15 protein-coding genes and 1 pseudogene are annotated in these 19,174 nt (G+C 61.7%); 12 read left to right on the top strand and 4 right to left on the bottom strand.

Annotation, left to right across the window (positions count from 1 at the left end; translation table 11 throughout):
* The first annotated feature begins 269 nt into the window (after nt 1–269).
* The 5 genes from M1D88_RS01755 to M1D88_RS01735 all read left to right on the top strand — a co-directional run bounded on the left by M1D88_RS01755 (nt 270) and on the right by M1D88_RS01735 (nt 7,390).
* Complete coding sequence (locus tag M1D88_RS01755; RefSeq protein WP_458112909.1) at nt 270–929, top strand: hypothetical protein; 660 nt, start codon at nt 270–272, stop codon at nt 927–929.
* Between the two features lie 282 nt (nt 930–1,211).
* Nucleotides 1,212–1,829: a DUF47 domain-containing protein gene (locus tag M1D88_RS01750; protein WP_458112908.1), complete on the top strand. Its 618-nt coding sequence runs from the start codon at nt 1,212–1,214 to the stop codon at nt 1,827–1,829.
* Nucleotide 1,830: 1 nt separating this feature from the next.
* Nucleotides 1,831–2,847, top strand: coding sequence for an anion permease (locus tag M1D88_RS01745; protein WP_458112907.1), 1,017 nt, complete (start codon nt 1,831–1,833; stop codon nt 2,845–2,847).
* A 453-nt stretch (nt 2,848–3,300) separates the two neighbouring features.
* On the top strand, nt 3,301–5,901 hold the full coding sequence (locus tag M1D88_RS01740; protein WP_458112906.1) for a LamG-like jellyroll fold domain-containing protein: 2,601 nt from the start codon (nt 3,301–3,303) through the stop codon (nt 5,899–5,901).
* A gap of 22 nt (nt 5,902–5,923) precedes the next feature.
* The gene (locus M1D88_RS01735) at nt 5,924–7,390 is read left to right on the top strand and encodes a family 43 glycosylhydrolase (protein ID WP_458112905.1); all 1,467 of its coding nucleotides are present in this window, start codon (nt 5,924–5,926) and stop codon (nt 7,388–7,390) included.
* A gap of 121 nt (nt 7,391–7,511) precedes the next feature.
* On the opposite strand, the pseudogene pstB (M1D88_RS01730) reads toward M1D88_RS01735, so the two are convergent.
* A pseudogene (pstB, locus tag M1D88_RS01730) lies at nt 7,512–7,706 on the bottom strand (phosphate ABC transporter ATP-binding protein); the annotation flags it as partial.
* Between the two features lie 38 nt (nt 7,707–7,744).
* On the opposite strand from pstB (M1D88_RS01730), the gene M1D88_RS01725 reads away from it, so the two are divergent.
* From M1D88_RS01725 to M1D88_RS01695, 7 genes are all read left to right on the top strand, one after another.
* Nucleotides 7,745–9,142, top strand: coding sequence for a substrate-binding domain-containing protein (locus tag M1D88_RS01725; RefSeq protein ID WP_458112904.1), 1,398 nt, complete (start codon nt 7,745–7,747; stop codon nt 9,140–9,142).
* A 134-nt stretch (nt 9,143–9,276) separates the two neighbouring features.
* Entirely contained in the window at nt 9,277–10,272 is a 996-nt protein-coding gene (locus M1D88_RS01720) for a LacI family DNA-binding transcriptional regulator (RefSeq protein WP_458112903.1), read from the top strand.
* An 86-nt stretch (nt 10,273–10,358) separates the two neighbouring features.
* The gene (locus M1D88_RS01715; RefSeq protein WP_458112902.1) at nt 10,359–11,663 is read left to right on the top strand and encodes an ABC transporter substrate-binding protein; all 1,305 of its coding nucleotides are present in this window, start codon (nt 10,359–10,361) and stop codon (nt 11,661–11,663) included.
* The gene (locus M1D88_RS01710) at nt 11,660–12,616 is read left to right on the top strand and encodes a carbohydrate ABC transporter permease (RefSeq protein ID WP_458112901.1); all 957 of its coding nucleotides are present in this window, start codon (nt 11,660–11,662) and stop codon (nt 12,614–12,616) included. The genes M1D88_RS01715 and M1D88_RS01710 overlap by 4 nt, the downstream gene beginning before the upstream one ends.
* Entirely contained in the window at nt 12,609–13,490 is an 882-nt protein-coding gene (locus tag M1D88_RS01705; protein WP_458112900.1) for a carbohydrate ABC transporter permease, read from the top strand. The genes M1D88_RS01710 and M1D88_RS01705 overlap by 8 nt, the downstream gene beginning before the upstream one ends.
* 32 nt (nt 13,491–13,522) lie before the next feature.
* Entirely contained in the window at nt 13,523–14,887 is a 1,365-nt protein-coding gene (locus M1D88_RS01700) for a glycoside hydrolase family 172 protein (RefSeq protein ID WP_458112899.1), read from the top strand.
* A 24-nt stretch (nt 14,888–14,911) separates the two neighbouring features.
* Complete coding sequence (locus M1D88_RS01695) at nt 14,912–16,264, top strand: glycoside hydrolase family 32 protein (protein ID WP_458112898.1); 1,353 nt, start codon at nt 14,912–14,914, stop codon at nt 16,262–16,264.
* Nucleotides 16,265–16,278: 14 nt separating this feature from the next.
* Here the strand turns inward: M1D88_RS01695 and pstB (M1D88_RS01690) are convergent, their stop codons facing one another.
* Genes pstB (M1D88_RS01690) through pstC form a run of 3 tightly spaced genes read right to left on the bottom strand, consistent with a single transcriptional unit; the run spans nt 16,279 to nt 19,165 of the window.
* The gene (gene pstB, locus M1D88_RS01690; protein ID WP_309108482.1) at nt 16,279–17,058 is read right to left on the bottom strand and encodes a phosphate ABC transporter ATP-binding protein PstB; all 780 of its coding nucleotides are present in this window, start codon (nt 17,056–17,058) and stop codon (nt 16,279–16,281) included.
* Between the two features lie 58 nt (nt 17,059–17,116).
* Nucleotides 17,117–18,232, bottom strand: coding sequence for a phosphate ABC transporter permease PstA (gene pstA / locus M1D88_RS01685; RefSeq protein ID WP_458112897.1), 1,116 nt, complete (start codon nt 18,230–18,232; stop codon nt 17,117–17,119).
* Nucleotides 18,233–19,165 carry a phosphate ABC transporter permease subunit PstC gene (gene pstC / locus M1D88_RS01680; RefSeq protein WP_458112896.1) on the bottom strand — a complete coding sequence of 311 codons (933 nt, stop codon included), beginning with the start codon at nt 19,163–19,165 and terminating at the stop codon, nt 18,233–18,235.
* Nucleotides 19,166–19,174: the final 9 nt, after the last annotated feature.

The following is a 19,174-nucleotide window of genomic DNA, read 5'->3' as shown; positions in this document are numbered from 1 at the left end:
CGACCGCAAAACGGTCATCAGCCCATTCCATTTCTGGACGTTAACACTGTACCCCAGACTTGTGGCTGCTTTGACGCGACCGGGCGCACGCCGTCGTGCTTGCCTCTGCGCCATTTCGGCGGTTCCCTGCCCAAATGACGACGCCAGCCGAACGTTGAGCCAGCAGGGAACCATCGAAACGGGCAGCACTCCCGTTCCCTTGCCTGGCAAGGGAAACCTGTTTAGGCCATGCTCGATTTCCCATACGCCACAGGAGTAGCGTGGGGGGCATGAACGAGCAAGCGGGATCCAGCCACTACGGCGGAGCGAACAGGCACCATAAGCCGAAGCCCTTCGCTCCCATCGATTTCGAGCCGTTCGCTGGCGGCGCGGATCCGGCGCGCGTCTCCGAAGCGGCCCATCTCGCTGCCCAGGCGCTGGTGCAGCATGGCCGGGACAGCGATGACCCCCAGATCACCCGGAGGCTGGTCAAGCTGGCAGATGAACAGGGCCTGGAAGCCATAGCCGAGATGTGGGCGGAAAGCCCGGCACGCTCCCTGCCGGGAGCATTATGGCGGCTTTATGCCCTGCGCGCGGCCACCATTCAGGATCCGGAGAGGATCTCCCTTTACTTCCGGGCGGGCAAGGATACTGCACAAGTATCGAACGTAGTGGCGGGCGCTGCTGAACCTCCGGGAGCCCAGGAATTGAAGGAAATGGCTGACGCCATCCTGTCGGGAGCGTTCGACGGCGAGTTCGACGTCGCGCTGGAACGTTCCGCTGCCTTCTGCCGCGTGGTAGCCCTTGGTCAGGCCACCCTGGCGGACAATGCCGAGCACAGCAACGAGGGGCATGCATCGAAACTGACCAGGAATTCACACCTGCTGGTAAAGACTGCAGAAGACCTGGAACACGCCGCGAATGCCTGGCGCCTCGGCGAACTGGACTGAAGGCAAAGGCCGCTGCAGGTTAGCTGAAGGACCTCGATATCGGGGCTGTGAGCCTGCCACGGTACGCCCTTACTGTCAATGTTGACTTGGTTGGGGCAACGTAGAACACTGAGACTGGTGCCGAACCGCGAAACCCCCGGGCTTCAACATTCAGCCGCCTAGAGCGGCCTACCGCCGAGAGGCGTATCCGGTTCGGCGCCACTTTTGTGTCCGCATCCGCCACTATGTTCCACCTCCAGATAAACAGCCCTGTCAGTTCCTCCCCAAGACCGGAAAACCCACGTGAAACTGCGCCTTTTCCCCCAGGAGCCCGCCGGGCTGAACCTCCTCGCACAGATGGCCCGCCAGATCGTCCTGGCGACCGGAACCATGGCGGAAATCCTCGGAACGCCAGCGGCGGAGCATGGCCGGCTTGTGGAAGACATGCATAATCACGAGGCAAAGTCAGCGGAACTGCACTTCGCACTCCTGACCCACATGCGCACCAGCTTCGTGAACCCGCTTCCCCGTGAGGACATGTACGCCCTCTCCCGGTATCTCAATGAAGCCATCGAAAAGCTCGACGCCGCCGCGGAGCTGGTGGCCCTGTACAAGCTTGACCGCCTGCCGAAGCGGGCTGCGGATCAGCTGGAGATCATCAGCCGGCAGGCCGAGCTCACCGTGGAGGCCATGCGGGGACTAAATAATCTCGACGATCTTGAGGATTACTGGATCGAGATCCTCCGCCTGGCAAAGCGGGCTGAACGAACCCACCGCGTCTGGGTGGCCGACATGCTCAAGGACATGAAGGCCGCGCAGTACGCCCGCAATCGCGACGTCGCCACCCAGCTTGTGGATGTCACCAAGGACATGCGCCGTGTCGCCACCCAGGTAGGCAGCATCATCGTCAAGGAATCTTGAGGTGACGGGGGTCTTTTTCACGCTGGTGGTCCTGTTCGCCGGGACCTTCGCCTTCCTCAACGGTTTCCGCGATGCCTCGGCCTCCGTGGCGCTGGCCGTCCGTACCCGGGCACTGACTCCCACTGTAGGGGTTCTGCTCGCTGCTTTCTTCAACTTTATTGGCGCCGCCTTGAGTGCCGCCTTCGCCCTGACCGTAAGCCACGCCTGGGTGACGGTCCCCAGCGGGGACGGCGGACTAACCATCCTGCTCTCAGGACTCATCAGCGCCGTCCTATGGGGCCTCTACACGTGGCGGCGAGGCATACCGTCCTCATCCACCCACGCACTGGTGGGAGGGCTGGCCGGAGCAGGGCTGGCGAGCCTCGTTCTGGGAGGCCCCGGCGTCGGCGGGGTGGACAACTCCATGCTGTTCCAAGTGGTGCTGCCACTGCTGATTTCACCCATCATCGCGTTTGCCGGCGCCTACCTTTTGGTGTGGCCGGCAACCTGGGCCGCCCGCTATACCCCGCCAAATGTGGTCAACAGCCGCTCCCGCCGGATCCAGTCCGTTGCTGCCGGAGCAGTTGCCTTCGCGCACGGCCTTCAAGACGGGCAGCGCACCAGCGCCGTGCTGCTCCTAGCGTTGCTGGCTTCCGGGATGTCCGACGGCACCACCCTGCCGGGTTGGGTGGCTCTGCTGACTGCCGCAATGCTGACCGCCGGGACACTCGCGGGAGGTTGGCGCATCTCCCACACCATCGGTTACCGCATGGCGAGAATTGACCCTCTCCGTGGGTTTGTGGCCCAGATCTGCAGCTCACTGATCCTGCTGCTGGGCGCCATCGGGCTCCACTGGCCCATTTCCACCACCCACACGGTGACCACCGCGACCCTGGGTGCAGGGAGCAACCAGCCGTTCCCGGACACCAACCGCCGTGTGGTTCTGAGAATCCTGTCCTTTTGGGTGCTCACGCCGATCGTTACCGCAGCCACTGCCGTGGTTCTGGCGCTGGCGCTATCCCCGCTTCGAGGCAGCTAGCGGCCTTCAGGATGCCCCCGAAAGCGTGTTCTCAATGACCGCTATTGACGGATCCAGAGTCTTCATAAATACTCTAATCCAGCCTATGTTAGCCCTAACAATTTTTTTCAGGCATCTTGATTGTCCAGTAAATGATAGTGAACTTGTCTCGTAATCCGAGACAGGATGCTCTGAAATAACGCCTTCTCGACGACGACGGGCGTTGGTAAGGCGGCAGGGCGCCGTCGGCCCTTCCGTTCAGTCACGGAGTCCGTTCGGTCAGGCTCCCCAGTCAAGGACACCCTTCAGTCAACGACTGAAACCCACTCGGCACCAGCCATCCATACTTGGCTGCCGCATGCTCAAAAGTTTTTCCCAGCCGACCGGACCACCGTCCGGTGGGCGCCACCCATGCGATCTGGACCTTCCCCTTCACGGCCAAGGCCAGTCCGCAAGCACGGAAAGTAGCAATGAATGCGACAAAGACGACGTTTACGCTCCCGCCTCGCAGGAGGCATCCTGCTGGGGCTCCTGGTCCACGGAACTTCCCTGCCAAGCATGGCCACCGCGGCGGACAGCCGCCTGGTCCTCGAATACCAACTGAACGAAGCAGCGGGCACCCGGGTGATTGACTCGTCCGGCAAAGGAAATGACGGCACGCTGGTCAATGGGGCCGCCCCCTCAGGCCCTGCTGGAGTAAAGCTGGACGGTGTAAATGACTACGTCCAGCTTCCAAACAACATCCTCTCGGGCCTGAGCGCCGTCACGGTCAGCACCGAAGTCCTGATCGATGCCGACCAGCAAAATCCCTATTTCATTTACGGCCTCGGGAACTCCACCAACGGAGCAGGAAACGGCTACCTCTTCACCACCGGGAACAACTACCGCACCAGCATCGCCACTGGGAACTGGTCAACGGAACAGACCGTGACAAGCCCGCAGGCTCTTCCTCGTGGTGCCTGGAAAACCCTCACCTACACGCTGTCCGCCGGCACAGCTGTCCTTTACCTCGACGGAGTGGAAGTCAATCGAAAGACCGGGGTCACTATCACGCCGGGTTCAATCGGCGGCGGCACCACCACGGCGAACTGGATCGGACGGTCCTTGTATTCCGCCGACAAGTACCTAAAAGGCAGCGTCCGGAACTTCAGGATCTACAACGCCGCCCTCACCCAGCAGGAGGTGACCGCGCTTTCCCCCACCGACCAAAGCCGGGCAACGGATGCGGCGAATTCAATCACTGTAGTCAACGCCAGTGATGTGCGTGGGAATCTCACGCTACCTTCATCTGCCCAGGGCTTGCCCGTGACCTGGACTTCCTCGAATCCCTCGGTGGTATCCACCACTGGAGTGGTCACCCGTCCTGCCACCGGCACCGACGTTACCCTGACGGCCGAAGTAACTTCCGGCTCTGCCCAGGCCACCAAGACGATTGTGGCCCGCGTGCGGGCAGCGGCAGTCCTCGCACCCTTCGCCGGATACGCTTTCAGCTACTTCACCGGGAACTCCATCGCAGGCGAAAACATCTACTTCGCAGCCAGCAACGGAAACAATGCCCTGGACTGGACCGAAGCCAACGCCGGCGAACCCGTCCTTACCTCCACCGAGGGAACCAAGGGCCTTCGCGACCCGTTCATGGTCCGGTCCCCGGAAGGCGATAAGTTCTACCTGATCGCGACCGACCTTTCCATCGGCAGCGGGACCACCTGGGATGCTTCCCAGCGCACCGGAAGCAAGTTCCTGGAAGTCTGGGAATCCACAGACCTTGTCACCTGGTCCGCCCAAAGACATGTGAAACTGGCGCCGGACACAGCCGGCAACCTGTGGGCTCCCGAAGCCGTTTACGATCCTTCCCTTGGTGCCTACGTGGTCTTCTGGGCCTCAAAGCTGTACGCCGAATCGGACGTGAACCATACGGGCAGCACCTACAACAAGATGATGTATGCCACCACACGCGACTTCGTGACCTTCTCCACACCCCAGATCTGGGTTGACCCGGGGAGTTCCGTCATCGACTCCACCGTGCTTAAAGAAGGCAACTTCTACTACCGCTTCACCAAGGACGAAGGAAGCGCCTCGGGCTGCACTGACATCATGCAGGAGCGGTCAAGCAACCTCACGGCTGTTGACCTTCCCACCACCTCCCCCAAAAACTGGACCCTGATGGACTCCTGCATTGGCAGGGACGCCGGCACCAAGGCGGTTGAAGGCCCCACGGCCTTCAAATCCAACATCGAAAACAAGTGGTACCTCTTCGTGGACGAATTCGGTGGCCGCGGCTACATTCCGCTGGAGAGCACCAGCCTGGAAAATCCGAACTGGAAGATACCGGCGTCCTACAAGCTTCCGGCCAGCCCGCGGCACGGGACGGTCATCCCGGTCACGCAAGCCGAACTGACAGCGCTCAAGAAGGAGCCCGCCCCGAAATCGGGCAACACCAACGGTGAAATCCTGCGGTACTCCTTCAACCAGACCACCGGAACCACCGTCACCGACTCCTCGGGCAACGGCCTCAACGCCACGGCTGTCGGTGGAACCACGTGGCAGACGGGGGGATCCCTGAAGCTGAACGGCACCGACGGCCACGTTGACCTTCCGGATAACCTGCTGGCCGGCATGGTGGACGTGACCGTCGAAGCGGACGTCTTTGTGGACGCTGCCCAAAGCGGAAGCTACTTCCTCTACGGAATAGGCAACACCAACTCTTCAGGCGTCGGCAACGGCTACCTCTTCGCGACAGGCAACTCAACTTACAAGAACGCGATCGCCACCGGGAACTGGGCCACCGAACAGAGCGTCAGCGGCACGGCCGCGCTCCCCCGCGGGACATGGCAGCACTTGGTCTACACCCTCAAAGGCGACGTGGCCACCATCTACAGCAACGGCGTACAGGTTTCACAGGCGAGCGGAGTAACCATAGATCCGCGTGACATCGGGGGTGGCCTCACGAAGGCGAACTACATCGGCCGTTCCGTGTATTCGGCCGACAAATACTTCTCCGGCCAGATCAGGGAATTTGCCATCTACAACCGGGCACTTACCAGCGATGAAGCAATCGCACTCTCAAGCAAGTAGCTACCTCCAAGAAAGAAGTCCCATGTCTACTCCTCAGGCAACACCCCGGATCAGCCGCCGGGGAATCCTCACCGGCCTTGGCGCAGCAGCTGCTGCCGCCGCATTTCCGCCACTCGCCCTGGCAGGCGCCACAACTGCCTTCGCCGCTGCTGTCAGCCAGACGAACCCGTTGATCCTGAAGCGGGCAGACCCGCACATCATGCGCCACACAGACGGGCGGTACTACTTCACGGCTTCCGTGCCGGAATACGACCGCCTGGTGATTCGCTCTGCATCCACGCTCGCCGGGCTCGGTACTGCCACGGAAAAGGTACTCTGGACCCGCTCTGCAGGTTCCATGGGCGGACATATCTGGGCACCCGAGCTGCACTTTTTCAATGATCGCTGGTACATGTATTTTGCGGCCGGGACATCCGCTGAGCCTTTCCGAGTCCGCCCCTACGTGCTGCAGTCCAGTGGTCCGGACGCCATGACCTCCACATGGTCTGTACTGGGACGAATTTTCACCGCCTGGGATACGTTCTCCCTGGATGCAACAACGTTCGTGCACAACGGCCAGCGCTACATGGTGTGGGCCCAGCAGGAAGCAGCAGTCGGCCAGGGCACCAACCTCTACATCTCGCGTATGAGCGGCCCCGCCACCCTGACCGGACCGCAAGCCCGTATCTCCGTTCCGACGCTTGCTTGGGAACGTGTGGGTCATGTTGTGAACGAGGGGCCTGCGGTGATCATCCGCAACAACCGCGTTTTCTGCACCTACTCTGCGAGTGCCACCGATGCCAACTACTGCATGGGCCTGCTTACGGCATCCGCGACAGCGGACTTGCTGGACCCGGCGTCGTGGACCAAATCTCCCAACCCGGTCTTCAAATCCTCGGAGGCAACGAGCCAATACGGGCCGGGACACAATTCGTTTACAGTCGCAGAAGACGGAGTGTCTGACATCCTCGTGTACCACTCCCGTGACTACCGGGACATCAGCGGGGAGCCGCTTTACGACCAAAACCGGCATACGAGGGTGCAGAAGGTTTACTGGAATGCAGACGGTACGCCCAACTTGGGAATTCCGCTGAAGAACGGGCCCTTGCCCTTTCGGCTGATGTCCTTTAACTTCCCGAACCGGTGCGTCCGCCATTACCTCAACGAGGCTCGCCTCGACGCGGACGTGACGCTTCTTGCAGATTCGCAGTTCAACCTCACCACGGGTCTTGCGGGAGGAACCTCGGTTTCGCTGGAATCCGCAAACTTCCCGGGCAAGTACCTAGTGGACAGGGGAACCTCTGTCCGATTGGAGGCATCCGACGGCAGCGCGTCCTTCGCTGCAGCGGCATCCTTCAACAGGCGGGCGGGCCTGGCCTCGAGCTCGGGCGTTTCCTTTGAATCTGTGGCCAACCCCGGGAGGTACTTGCGCCATTACAACTACAAGATGCTGGTTCAGAGCGTCAGTGCAGGTCTCGGCTACCAGGACGCGACCTTCACGCTGGACTAATGTGCTCCTGCACTCACCGCACTGACTGTCCGTTTGCTGCCGGTTTCCTTTTCGGGGACCGGCAGCAGACGACGGCGGCCGGGCCGCACTTTCCGGGCAGCCGTAGCAGGCGGGCTGGGGTCTATCCGAACCGGCCGGAGACGTAGTCTTCCGTTGCCTTCTGGGTCGGGTTGCTGAAGATGGTGTGGGTGTCGCCGACCTCGATCAGCTTGCCCGGCTTACCTGTTCCGGCGATGTTGAAGAAGGCGGTCCTGTCCGAGACGCGGGCTGCCTGCTGCATATTGTGGGTAACGATGACCACGGTGTACTGGTCCTTGGCTCTGTTCCTGCAAACCCCGCAACGCTGAAACCACCGTGAACCTGGTGGTCAATGGCCAAACCGTGCTGACGGCCACTGGAGCGGATAGCGAACACCTGGACTGGGCCGCATGGGACGTCAAGGAATTCCGGGGCAGCCAGGCCACTATCAGAGTGGTGGATTACAACCGCAGTGGGTGGGGACATCCCCTTGCGTATGAGTTCGTACTCTCGGACACGGAAGCGCTTCCATGCATGGAGGAGCATGACTGGCTGGACTGGGGCAAGGACTTCTACGCCACCGTGTCCTTCAACAACACTCCTGACGGCAAGCGTGTCCAGCCGTGCGACAGTAAGAACGGGGCCTCCGCCTTCGGCCGCGCTCCTCTCTGTAGACTGACCGGGAGCACGCGAAACGTTCGCGCAAACGATTCACCGAGGGCGGCGACGATGACGACGATGGTAAAAGTGGCGAAGCTTGCCGGTGTGTCGATCTCCACTGTCTCCCACGTCCTGAACGGCACCAGATATGTGGGCGATGAAACGCGGGAACGCGTGCTGAAGGCCATCGAGGAGACCTCCTACCGGCAGGACGCACTGGCCCGTGCCATGCGTCGCTCCAGGACTGACAGCATCGGCCTCATTGTTTCCGACGGCGGGGAACCGGCCTTCGCCGAAATGATCCGAGGCGTGGAAGAGACGGCTGCAACCCAGGGCATCACATTGCTCCTGGCCAATTCCGCTGAAGACCCGGAACGTGAGGCGCGGGCCGTCGAGGCCCTGCTGGAGCGCCGGGTGGACGGCCTCATCCTGGCCCGCGCGGCGGGCTCCGGCCCCGAGGCCCTCTCCGAATTCGCCAACCACGACACACCTTTGGTGCTGATGGACAGGCTCTCCGATGACCCCTACGACCAGGTGGGAGTCGAAAACCGCGAGCCCATCAAGGAGTTGGTTGAGCACCTGGTATTGCAGGGCCACGAAAGAATTCTGCTGGTCGCCGGAGACACCAGGGTTGCCACGCTGCAAGAACGGCACGAGGCCTTTACGGAAGCGATGGCCGCAGCCGGGATCACACCATCCGGCCACCTGATAGTCACAGCTCCCGACGCCCGGAAGACCAGCGCCGACATCGAGGCAGCGCTGTCAGCAGCCGAGCCTCCTACGGCTGTGATCGCCTGCAGCACCGTCCTCGCTGCAGCCGCACTCCAGCAAATCCAACAACGTGGGATTCGAATGCCGGAGGATATCGCCTTCGCTACCTTCGACGGCTTTGCCTACGCGGACCTTTTCGAGCCCCAGCTCACCACCGTCCGCCAACCGGCGTTCCAGGTCGGGGCCACAGCAGCAGAGCTGTTGACCAAGAGAATCGCCGACAAATCGGGCGACCCCACGACAGTGCGGCTTGCACCCACGATCGAATACCGGGCGTCCACGGGCTCGGGGCCTTCCGCCTAAACCCTCAGCAAACTCCCTCAGTATGACTGCTGAACGAAGCGGAGAAAACTCTTTTTCTGTGAGCTATTGCACATCGAAACGTTTGTCTCTACCATCGAAACGTTCGCGCAAACGTTTCGCTGGAAGGAGTCGATGTGGCAACCATCGTCGATGTCGCATCCCTTGCTGGTGTTTCGACGTCGACTGTCTCGCACGTCCTCAACGACACCAGGCACGTTGAACCGGAAACCAGAGCCCGAGTCATGACGGCAGTCCGGGCAACGGGTTACCGGCGGGATGCACTGGCCCGTTCGATGCGGCGCACGAGGACCGACTCCATCGGCCTTGTTATCTCCGATGCCGGAGAGCCGGCATTCGCAGACATGGTGCACGGGGTCGAAGAAGCCGCCGCGCAGCAGGGCCTGTCCCTGTTGCTGGCCAACTCGGCGGAAGATCCCGCCAGAGAGCTCTCGGCGGTAGAGGCCCTGCTTGACCGCCGCGTGGATGGGCTGATTATTGCACGGGCAGCTGGCTCGGCTGCCGGGCTGCTCGAAAGAATCCGCGAAGAGAAGAAACCCCTCGTCCTCCTGGACCGGCTCGCAAACCTGGACGTGGATCAGGTAGGGGTTAACAACCAATCCGCCATGGCAGCCCTCGTTGACCACCTCACCACAGGAGGACACCAGCGGATTCTGCTCGTCTCAGGGGACCTGCGCGTTTCGTCCCTCCGTGAGCGTTATGACGGCTTCCACACCGCCATGCGCGAACGGGGATTCGAGGTCCCGGAGGGCTTGCTCTGCGAAGGCACCATCACGGCGGCATCGACATTTGAGCGTGTCGGAAAGCTGCTGAGCTCTTCCGCGGAGCAGCCCAGCGCGATCCTGGCCTGCAGTACGCTTCTGGCCGCAGGGGCCTTGCGTGCCGTCCAGCACAAAGGCCTTCAGGTGCCCGGAAACCTGGCCTTCGCCGCCTTCGACGGTTTCACCTACTCAGACCTGTTCGAGCCCCAGATCACCACCGTCCGCCAACCGGCTTTCCGGCTCGGCGAGAGCGCCGTCAATCTGCTCATGCGGCGCCTGGGCAACCCCTCGGCGCCGACGAAGATCCTCAGACTCGACTCCGAAATCGAATTCCGCCGCTCAACGCAATAGTCACTCCATCAGAAACCTGCCTTTAAAACCCCCATCCCATCCAACCGCGCACCTTCCTCCGGTCGCAGAATGCAAAGGAGCATCACATGAGAAAAGCACTACGCACCACCATCGCCGCAGGGGCAGCCGCTGCCCTGCTGGCCCTCACCGCATGCGGGAGCGCCACGGAGTCTGCGGCCCCGGCAGCGGATGGGCCCTACTCCGCACCGGCAAAGGACATCACGGCCACAATCTCGGTCTCGAACTGGGGCGACCCGGGCGACAAGGCCGTGTACGACGGCGTCGCCGAGCGCTTCAAGGAGAAGTACCCGAACGTAACCGTGAACAACAACTTCACCCCCATCACGACGTGGACAGAGTACGTCAACAAGCTTGTCACCCAGGCTGCCGCAGGGCAGGCCCCGGACGTCATCAACATCGCCACTGAGGGCGTGGAGCTGGGCCTGGCCAATGAGCTGTTCACGCCGATGGACGGTTTCCTCAAAAACGACCCCGAGGCGAAGTCCCTGCGTGAGGACATCGATCCGAAACTGCTCGCAGGCTTCAGCAAGGACGGATCCACCTACCTGATGCCCAATACGTTCAACACGATGGTCATTTACTACAACACGAAGATGTTCGAAGCAGCCGGAATCGAGCGGCCGAGCGATGACTGGACCTGGGATGACTTCCTTGAGATCTCCAAGAAACTGACCACAGGAACCGGTGGGGACAAAGTGTACGGGTTCGCCATGCCGTACTACTCCTTCGGCATCACCCCCTGGCTGTATTCCAACGGCACCTCGATGATGAGTGAGGATCTGACGACAGCCCAGCTGACTGACCCGAAGGTCAAGGAGACCTTAGGTTGGGTACGGGACCTTGTCACCGAGCACGGGGTGGCACCGCAGCCTAAGGGATCAGACCCCTACCAGCTGTTCCCAGCAGGCAAGGCAGCCATGACCGGAGCGGGCCACTTCGTGACCGGCGGCTTCGAAAAGGCCGGCTTCGCCGACTACGACATCCTGCCTTGGCCGAAGGGAACCACCAAGTCCACCGTCTTCGGTGCCGGAGCGTTTGCCATCTCCAAGACCTCCAAGAACCAGGAGCTGTCCTGGGAGTTCATCAAGATGCTGACGGACCAGCAGACGCAGAAGAAATGGGCCGACGCCGGTGCCGCCGTACCGTCCACCAAGACGGCTGCTTCATCACCCGAGTTCCTGGCCTCCCCCGAACACGCTGAAGAGTTCTACAACTCACTGTCGTATGCGAAGCCCGTGGCCGCCCCGGGGGCTTACAACGTGCTGGATCCAGCGTTCATGCGGGCCATGGATGAAATCATGTCCGGCCAGGACATCGGTTCCTCGCTGGAGAAAGCCCAAAAGGATGTCGAGGAGGCGTTGAAGCAGTGACCCTGACAGCCCCCACAACCGAACTGCCACCCGCGCCCCCTCAGGGGCGCGGGGGGCGCCCAGGGCAGCTCACCGCCACCCGCCGTCGTGAAGCACTGACGGGCTACCTCTTCACCGCACCGACCATCATCGGCTTCCTTGTTTTCGTCCTTGGCCCACTGGTCGCCGCCATCTTTCTGAGCCTCACAAAGTACAACATCCTGACGGCCCCGAAGTTCGTGGGGATCGAGAACTACGTCCGAATGTTCAGGGACGAACGGCTCGCCACAACCTACGGCAACACCGTCCTGTATGTCGGGGCAGCCGTCGTACTTATCAACGGCTTCGCGCTCCTGTTCGCCGTCCTGATAAATCAGCGGCTTCCCCGGGCTTTGACGTATGTCTTCCGCTCCGCGTACTTTTTCCCGTACCTCGTGGCTCTGGTGTACGTATCCATCATCTGGCAGGCACTCTTCCAGAAGGACACCGGCATTCTGAACTACTACATCACCGCGTTGGGAGGAGAACGCATCGACTGGCTCAACAGTTCAGAGTTCTCCAAGGTATCGGTGATCATTGTGGACACCTGGCGGAACGTCGGGTTTGCCATGTTGATCTTCGTCGCTGCCCTGCAGGAAGTCCCCAAGGACATGGTTGAGGCCGCTCGCATGGACGGGGCCAACGAATGGCAGATCTTCCGCCGCATCACGGTCCCGATGATCAGCCAGGCCACATTCTTCAACATCACCATCACCATCATCGGCGCATTCCAAATCTATGAATCCATCATCGTGCTCACCAGAGGCGGCCCGGGCGACGCCAGCCGCAGCGTGGTGATGTATATCGCCGAAGTTGCCTTCAACAAATTTGACATGGGCTACGCCTCAGCCATCGCAGTGACACTGTTCCTCATCATCATGCTGGTGACGCTGGTCCAGTTCCGCCTCAGGAAGTCATGGGTGAACAATGAGTGACACCAACGCCCTCAGCGCCGGCGGGGGTACCGCCAGGCGCAGCAGGCCCCGTCCCGGAATCGGGAAGAGTATTTCCGTGGCGCTGCTGGTCCTCGGAGCCATCGGCATGGTTGCTCCCTTCCTGTGGATGTTCACCACCTCACTCCGCGACGCCAGCCAGGCCTACGACCTGCCCCCGCAATGGCTGCCCACCGAGTGGGACTGGACCAACTACGCCGATGCGGTCAGCGGGCCGGTCCCCATCCTCCGAAACATGCTCAACAGCGCCGTCATCGCCATCGCGGTCAGCATCGGCATGATCATCACGGCACCCATGGCTGGATATGCCTTCGCGAAGCTCGACTTCCCTGGACGCAACTCAATCTTTGTCGCCTTGCTGTCCTCGCTGATGGTACCGGCGCAAGTGACCATCATTCCGCTGTTCCTGCTGATGCGGACCTTCGGCCTGTTGGACAACCCTTTGAGTCTCATCTTGCCCGGTGTCACCGGGGCCCTCGGCGTCTTCCTGCTGCGGCAGTTCTTCCTGGGGCTGCCGCAGGAAATCATCGACGCCGCCCGCATGGACGGTGCCACCGCTTGGCAGACCTACCGCCTGATCGCACTGCCGCTGGCAAAGAATGCCGTCAGCACCCTCGGTGTGATCACGTTCCTGGGCAGCTGGAATGCCTACTTCGCACCTTCCATCTTCCTTAACAGTACGGACACTGCCACCCTGCCGCTGGGCCTGGTCCTGATGCTCGGGCCGTACGGTGCCGGAAATGTGGCCCAGGTCATGGCGGCAACCACCATCGCCATCGCTCCCGCACTCATCGTCTTCCTTGTGGCGCAGCGGTGGATCATCGCCAGCCTCACCCAGTCAGCCGTCAAGGGCTAAACAACAAGCACTCTTTGAAAGGACACATACCCATGGCAACATCGCCGCGCTCGGGCCTGCTCTCAAGCCTGACAAAACTCTCCACCGCCCGCACCGCCCGGGCGTCCAGCTGGGACCAGACCGGCCGCAACAGGGACAACTGGATCATCATGCCCGGCGAGGAACGCGTCCTGGCTGATATCGAAGGACCGGGCTTGATCACGCACATCTGGATGACCCAGTCCTGCCGGATCCAACCGGGCCCCGGGCAGATCTCCCCGGAACTGGTGGGCGTGCCAATGCTTGAAATCCACAACGCCCTCGGTGTCAGCTGGGAAGTGGTTGACCCGGACTACTACCGGAAAATCGTCCTCAAAATGTACTGGGACGACCAGGAAACCCCCAGCGTTATCGCCCCGCTGGGTGACTTCTTCGGCCTGATGAACTCCCTCTCAGGGTCCTACGACTCACTGCCACTGTCGGTCTCCGCAAAGGAGGGCGAACTGAACACCTTCGGCGGCAGCGCGGCGTTCAACAGCTACTTCGAAATGCCCTTCAACTCCCGCGCCCGGATCGTCGTTGAAAACCAGAACGACATCCCCTACCTGCAGTACTTCTACATCGATTACGAGCTCTACACCGAGCCCCTGCCCGAGGACACCGCCTACTTCCACGCCCACTGGCGCCGGCAGAAGCCCAACGCCGGCTGGGGCCCTGACCTGCAGACCAACAGCATTGAAGTGGCCATCCCCAACCTCACAGGCGATGACAACTACGTGGTGCTCGAAACCGAAGGCCAGGGGCACTACGTGGGCTGCAACCTCGCCGTCCGCCACTTCCAAGGCTCATGGTGGGGAGAAGGCGACGACATGATTTTCATCGACGACGACACCTGGCCGCCCAGTCTTCATGGCACAGGGATGGAGGACTACTTCGGCCACGCCTGGGGCATGCAGCACAACGCTTTCCTCATGAACGGCACCATGGTCCACGAAGAGAACGTACCGGGCTTCCACCACAGCTACCGCTTCCACATGACCGATCCCATTAGGTTCCAGAAACGCATCAAGGTCACCTTCGAACACGGCCACGCCAACCACCTCTCCGACGACTGGTCCTCCACCGCTTACTGGTACCAGAGCCTCCCCTCGCCCATCCTGGACATCGGTGCTGTCGGAGATCGCCTGCCGCTGCGCCCACGTGACCAGGTGGAAGAGATTCCCCTGCCGGAACTTAGTCCGGCCCAGACGGCCGCCCGAAACGCCTCCGCTGAACGCATGCAACGGTTTACCGAAGCGCGGGACGCTGTCCGGAACGAACGCCGGTCGGAGATCGACGAGTGGGAGAAGGCCAACGCCGAGCAGGCCAGGGATGTCCGGCAACGGTTCCTGGCCGCAGACAGCGTCCCGGCCCGGTAATTCATCCAGCAGACAAGGATCAGCATGAACACGCAGGAACCCCGCCCCGCCTTCCACTTCACAGCTAATGAAGGATGGATCAACGATCCCCTCGGCGTGACGTGGAAGGACGGCCAGTACCACCTCTTTTACCAGTACGTCCCTGCCCGCACCACGTGGGCTTTCAACTGCCACTGGGGCCACGCCACCTCCCCGGACATGATCGCCTGGAAAGAACTGGGCATTGCCATTGCACCCGGAGAAGGGGACGACGGCGTCTGGTCCGGTTCCATCGTGAACGGTCCGGGCGGTGACGCTACGATGTTCTACACTTCGGTCACCGAACCGGATATCGGCATTGGGACAGTCCGGACCGCCACCCCCGACGATGCCTCCTGGAACACCTGGACCAAGGGCACCAGGCTGATGACGGCTCCCGATGCCAGTGTCCTGGCCTACCGGGACCCGTTCGTTTTCCGCGACGGCGGGCAGTGGCGCATGTTCGTTGGCGCAGGGCTGGAAGGCGGAACCGCGGCCGCGGTTTCATACAGCTCAGCGGACCTGTCCAATTGGACCTTCGACGGTATCGCCGCGGAGCGCCCCGGCACGGCGACGGATCCGGTGTGGACCGGCACCATGTGGGAATGCCCGCAGCTTTTTGAGATTGATGGCTCCCACGTCCTGGTGACCTCCATCTGGGAAGACGACGTCCTGCACTATGTGGCCTATGGCGTAGGAAGCTACTCCGACGGTCGGTTCACTGCCCGATCCTGGGGCCAGCTCACCTACGGCAAAAGTTACTACGCCCCTTCGTTCTTCCGGGACAAGGACGGCGCCCCTTCCCTAATTTTCTGGGTGCGCGGGGTCATCAGCCCGGAAGGGCAATGGGCCAGCGCGCTGAGCATCCCGCACACGCTGACACTCGACGGCGATACACTGGTGGCCGCCCCGCACGCCGACCTCGAGAAGTACTTGCAACCGGGATCCCTGGAGCAGGTTAGCGATGGGGTTTTCGAGACGGTGCTCGAGGACGGCGTGGACCTCCGGTGGGCCATTACCGCTGGGACGGTTATCAGCCTCGCCACGCTGGACGGGCCACTCGCCACGCTCCGGTACGAGGGGAACGGCCTCCGGGTCACTGTGGCAGGGAATAGGGACTTCGACAACGCGTTCTTCCCGGCCGCCGAAGGCTCCGAGTTGCGGGCCATCATCGACGCGGGTGTACTGGAGATCTCCGGCCGCCAAGGCATCATGGCTGTCCCCCTCCCCATCGTGGCCTCACCGGTCACGCTGACGATAGCCGATGCCGCTTTGACTCCCCGACTCCGCACGGTATCGAAGTCGAGAGCCCACAACGCGGGAACGGCCCATCAGGCCGCACTTTCCGGACAGCCGTAGCAGGCGGGCTGGGTCTATCCGAACCGGCCGGAGACGTAGTCTTCCGTGGCCTTCTGAGTCGGGTTGCTAAAGATGGTGTGGGTGTCCCCGACCTCGATCAGCTTGCCTGGCTTGCCTGTTCCGGCGATGTTGAAGAAGGCGGTCCTGTCCGAGACGCGGGCTGCCTGCTGCATGTTATGGGTAACGATGACCACGGTGTACTGGTCCTTGAGGTCGTTAATGAGGTCCTCAATAGCCAGGGTGGAGATGGGGTCCAATGCCGAGCAGGGCTCGTCCATGAGGATCACCTGGGGCTCAACAGCAATGGCGCGGGCGATGCACAAGCGCTGCTGCTGCCCACCGGAGAGGCCCGATCCCGGCTTCTGGAGCCTGTCTTTGACCTCATTCCACAGGTTCGCGCCACGCAGGGAACGCTCCACCAGGGCATCCGCCTCGCCCTTGGAAATCTTCTGGTTGTTCAGCTTGACGCCGGCCAGGACGTTGTCGCGGATGGACATGGTGGGGAACGGGTTGGGACGCTGGAACACCATGCCGATCTGGGAACGCACGGTCACGGGGTCAACGCCGGCGCCGTAAAGGTTGTCGCCGTCGAGCAGTACTTCACCTTCAACGCGGGCACCGGGAATGACTTCGTGCATCCGGTTCAGAGTGCGCAGGAAAGTCGACTTCCCACAGCCGGACGGGCCGATGAAGGCCGTGACGGATTTGGCTTCGATGTTGATGCTGACGTCTTCGACGGCAAGGAACTTGCTGTAGTAGACGTTCAGGTCCTTGACGTCGATGCGCTTTGACATTTTGTTCCTTCACTAACTGAGGTACGGATTGAAGTTTAGTTCCAGCGGGGCTGCGGTACTAGCGGCCGGCCTTGGGCGCGAAGACCTTGGCGATCAGGCGGGCGCCAAGGTTGAGCAGCATTACCAGGATGATGAGCACCAGGGCCGCTCCCCAGGCACGCTGGGATGACGGATCCGGGTTGGAGGGCGACGTCGGGTTCAGGATCTGCGTGTAGATGAACGTGGGCAGTGACGCCATCCAGCCGCTGAAGACATTGGCGTTGATCGCCGTCGCGAATCCGGCGGTGACCAGGATGGGGGCCGTTTCCCCGATAACACGGGCGATAGCCAGGGTGACGCCTGAAGCGATGCCGGAAATCGCCGTCGGGATCACCACTTTGAGGATGGTGCGCCACTTACGAACGCCCAAGGCGTAGGCCGCCTCGCGGAGCTCGTTGGGCACAATCTTCAGCATTTCCTCACTTGAGCGGACCACCACGGGAATCATCAGGACGGAAAGAGCGACGGCGGCCACCGCGCCCGTTTTGGTTCCCGGCCCCACGATGGCGAAGAAGAACGCGGCAGAGAAGAGTCCGGCGACGATGGACGGGATGCCGGTCATGACGTCCACAAAGAACGTGATGGCACGGGCAAGCGGCCGGTCAGCCCCGTATTCAACAAGGTATATGGCTGTGAGCAGACCGACAGGAACTGAGATGAGCGTAGCCAGGAGGGTGATCTCCAGGGTTCCGAGCAGGGCATGGTAGATGCCGCCGATAATTGGCGCGCCCTCTTCGACAGCCCTGTTGTCATAGGCCCCGGTCACGCCGTTCATCGAGTAAGTGAGGAAACCAGGCGTCAGCAGTCCGGGGATGCCGTTCACCAGCACAGTCCAGATCACGGATACGAGCGGCAGCAGAGCCACGATGAATGCGCCACTGACAAGGCAGGTGGCCAACTTGTCCTGGGCCTTGCGGCGGCCTTCGACCACGGCGCTCCAGCCCACCAGACCGGTAGCGAAGAGGACGCCGGAGACGATTCCCCAGCCGAACGCATTGAAGCCGACGAGAGCCAGGATGGCCGCGCCAATGACCATGGCGAGGACGAGGACAATAAATGGTGCCGCTTTAGGTAGCTGGCCCTTCGTGAGGGCAGACCGTTTGCGGACCGGGTTCGGGGTCATGGTGGCGGTCATTTAGTTGGCTCCAGAGAATTCTTTGTGCCTGCTGATGATCCAGCGGGCCACGATGTTCACGGCGAGGGTGATGAGGAACAGCACCAGACCTGCGGCGATCAGGGTGCTGACCTTAAGACCGCTCGCTTCGGGGAAGTTCAGGGCGATCTCCGCGGCGATGGTCTGGTTTCCGGACTGGATCAGGCTCGCGGTAAGGGCTCCTGAGGAAAGGACCAATGCAACAGCCATCGTCTCGCCAAGCGCCCTTCCGAGGCCCAGCATCACCGCGCTGATGATTCCCGGCCGGCCAAACGGCAGCACAGTCATCTTGATCATTTCCCAGCGCGTAGCGCCCAGTGCCAACGCGGCTTCCTCGTGCAGTTTAGGGGTCTGCAGGAAGATTTCACGCGTGAGGGAAGTGATGATGGGCAGGACCATCACAGCGAGCACGATGCCGGCGGTGAGGATCGTTTTGCCTGTTGCGGAGGCAGGGCCCTGGAAGATGGGCAGCCATCCCATGTTGTCCGCGAGCCAGTTGTACGCCGGTGATATTTCCTTGGCCAGGAAAGCTGCACCCCAGGCGCCGTAAACCACTGACGGAATGGCGGCGAGGAGATCGATCACGTACCCGAGCCCGGAGGCGAGCTGGCGCGGAGCGAAGTGGGAGATAAAGAGTGCCACTCCGATGGCAATGGGGGTGGCGATCACCAGTGCGATGAGCGCAGCGATCAAGGTACCGATAACGATCGGCCAGATGTAGGCAAAAAACCCTTCGCCGCCTTGAATCTTGTCAGCGGGTGCCATGAACGCGGGGAGGGCCTGGATAACAAGAAAAAGGGCAACGCCAAAGAGCACCGCAAGGATCAGGCAGCCTGCTGCCAAGGCGGCTCCGGAGAAGACTTTATCCCCGGCGCGGCCTGCGCCCCGGGAACGTGTCAGGGAGGTGATGGTCACAAACGATCC

Source organism: Arthrobacter sp. R1-13 (genome assembly GCF_054161475.1).
Note: the sequence above shows the minus strand (reverse complement) of the source record. Positions and strands in the feature narration are given on the sequence as shown.

Coding starts and splice junctions, on each gene's coding strand:
- M1D88_RS01740 (WP_458112906.1), top strand. CDS start 3,301: ATGCGACAAAGACGACGTTTACGCTCCCGCCTCGCAGGAGGCATCCTG.
- M1D88_RS01755 (WP_458112909.1), top strand. CDS start 270: ATGAACGAGCAAGCGGGATCCAGCCACTACGGCGGAGCGAACAGGCAC.
- pstA (WP_458112897.1), bottom strand. CDS start 18,232: ATGACCGCCACCATGACCCCGAACCCGGTCCGCAAACGGTCTGCCCTC.
- M1D88_RS01715 (WP_458112902.1), top strand. CDS start 10,359: ATGAGAAAAGCACTACGCACCACCATCGCCGCAGGGGCAGCCGCTGCC.
- M1D88_RS01705 (WP_458112900.1), top strand. CDS start 12,609: ATGAGTGACACCAACGCCCTCAGCGCCGGCGGGGGTACCGCCAGGCGC.
- M1D88_RS01735 (WP_458112905.1), top strand. CDS start 5,924: ATGTCTACTCCTCAGGCAACACCCCGGATCAGCCGCCGGGGAATCCTC.
- pstB (WP_309108482.1), bottom strand. CDS start 17,058: ATGTCAAAGCGCATCGACGTCAAGGACCTGAACGTCTACTACAGCAAG.
- M1D88_RS01700 (WP_458112899.1), top strand. CDS start 13,523: ATGGCAACATCGCCGCGCTCGGGCCTGCTCTCAAGCCTGACAAAACTC.
- M1D88_RS01695 (WP_458112898.1), top strand. CDS start 14,912: ATGAACACGCAGGAACCCCGCCCCGCCTTCCACTTCACAGCTAATGAA.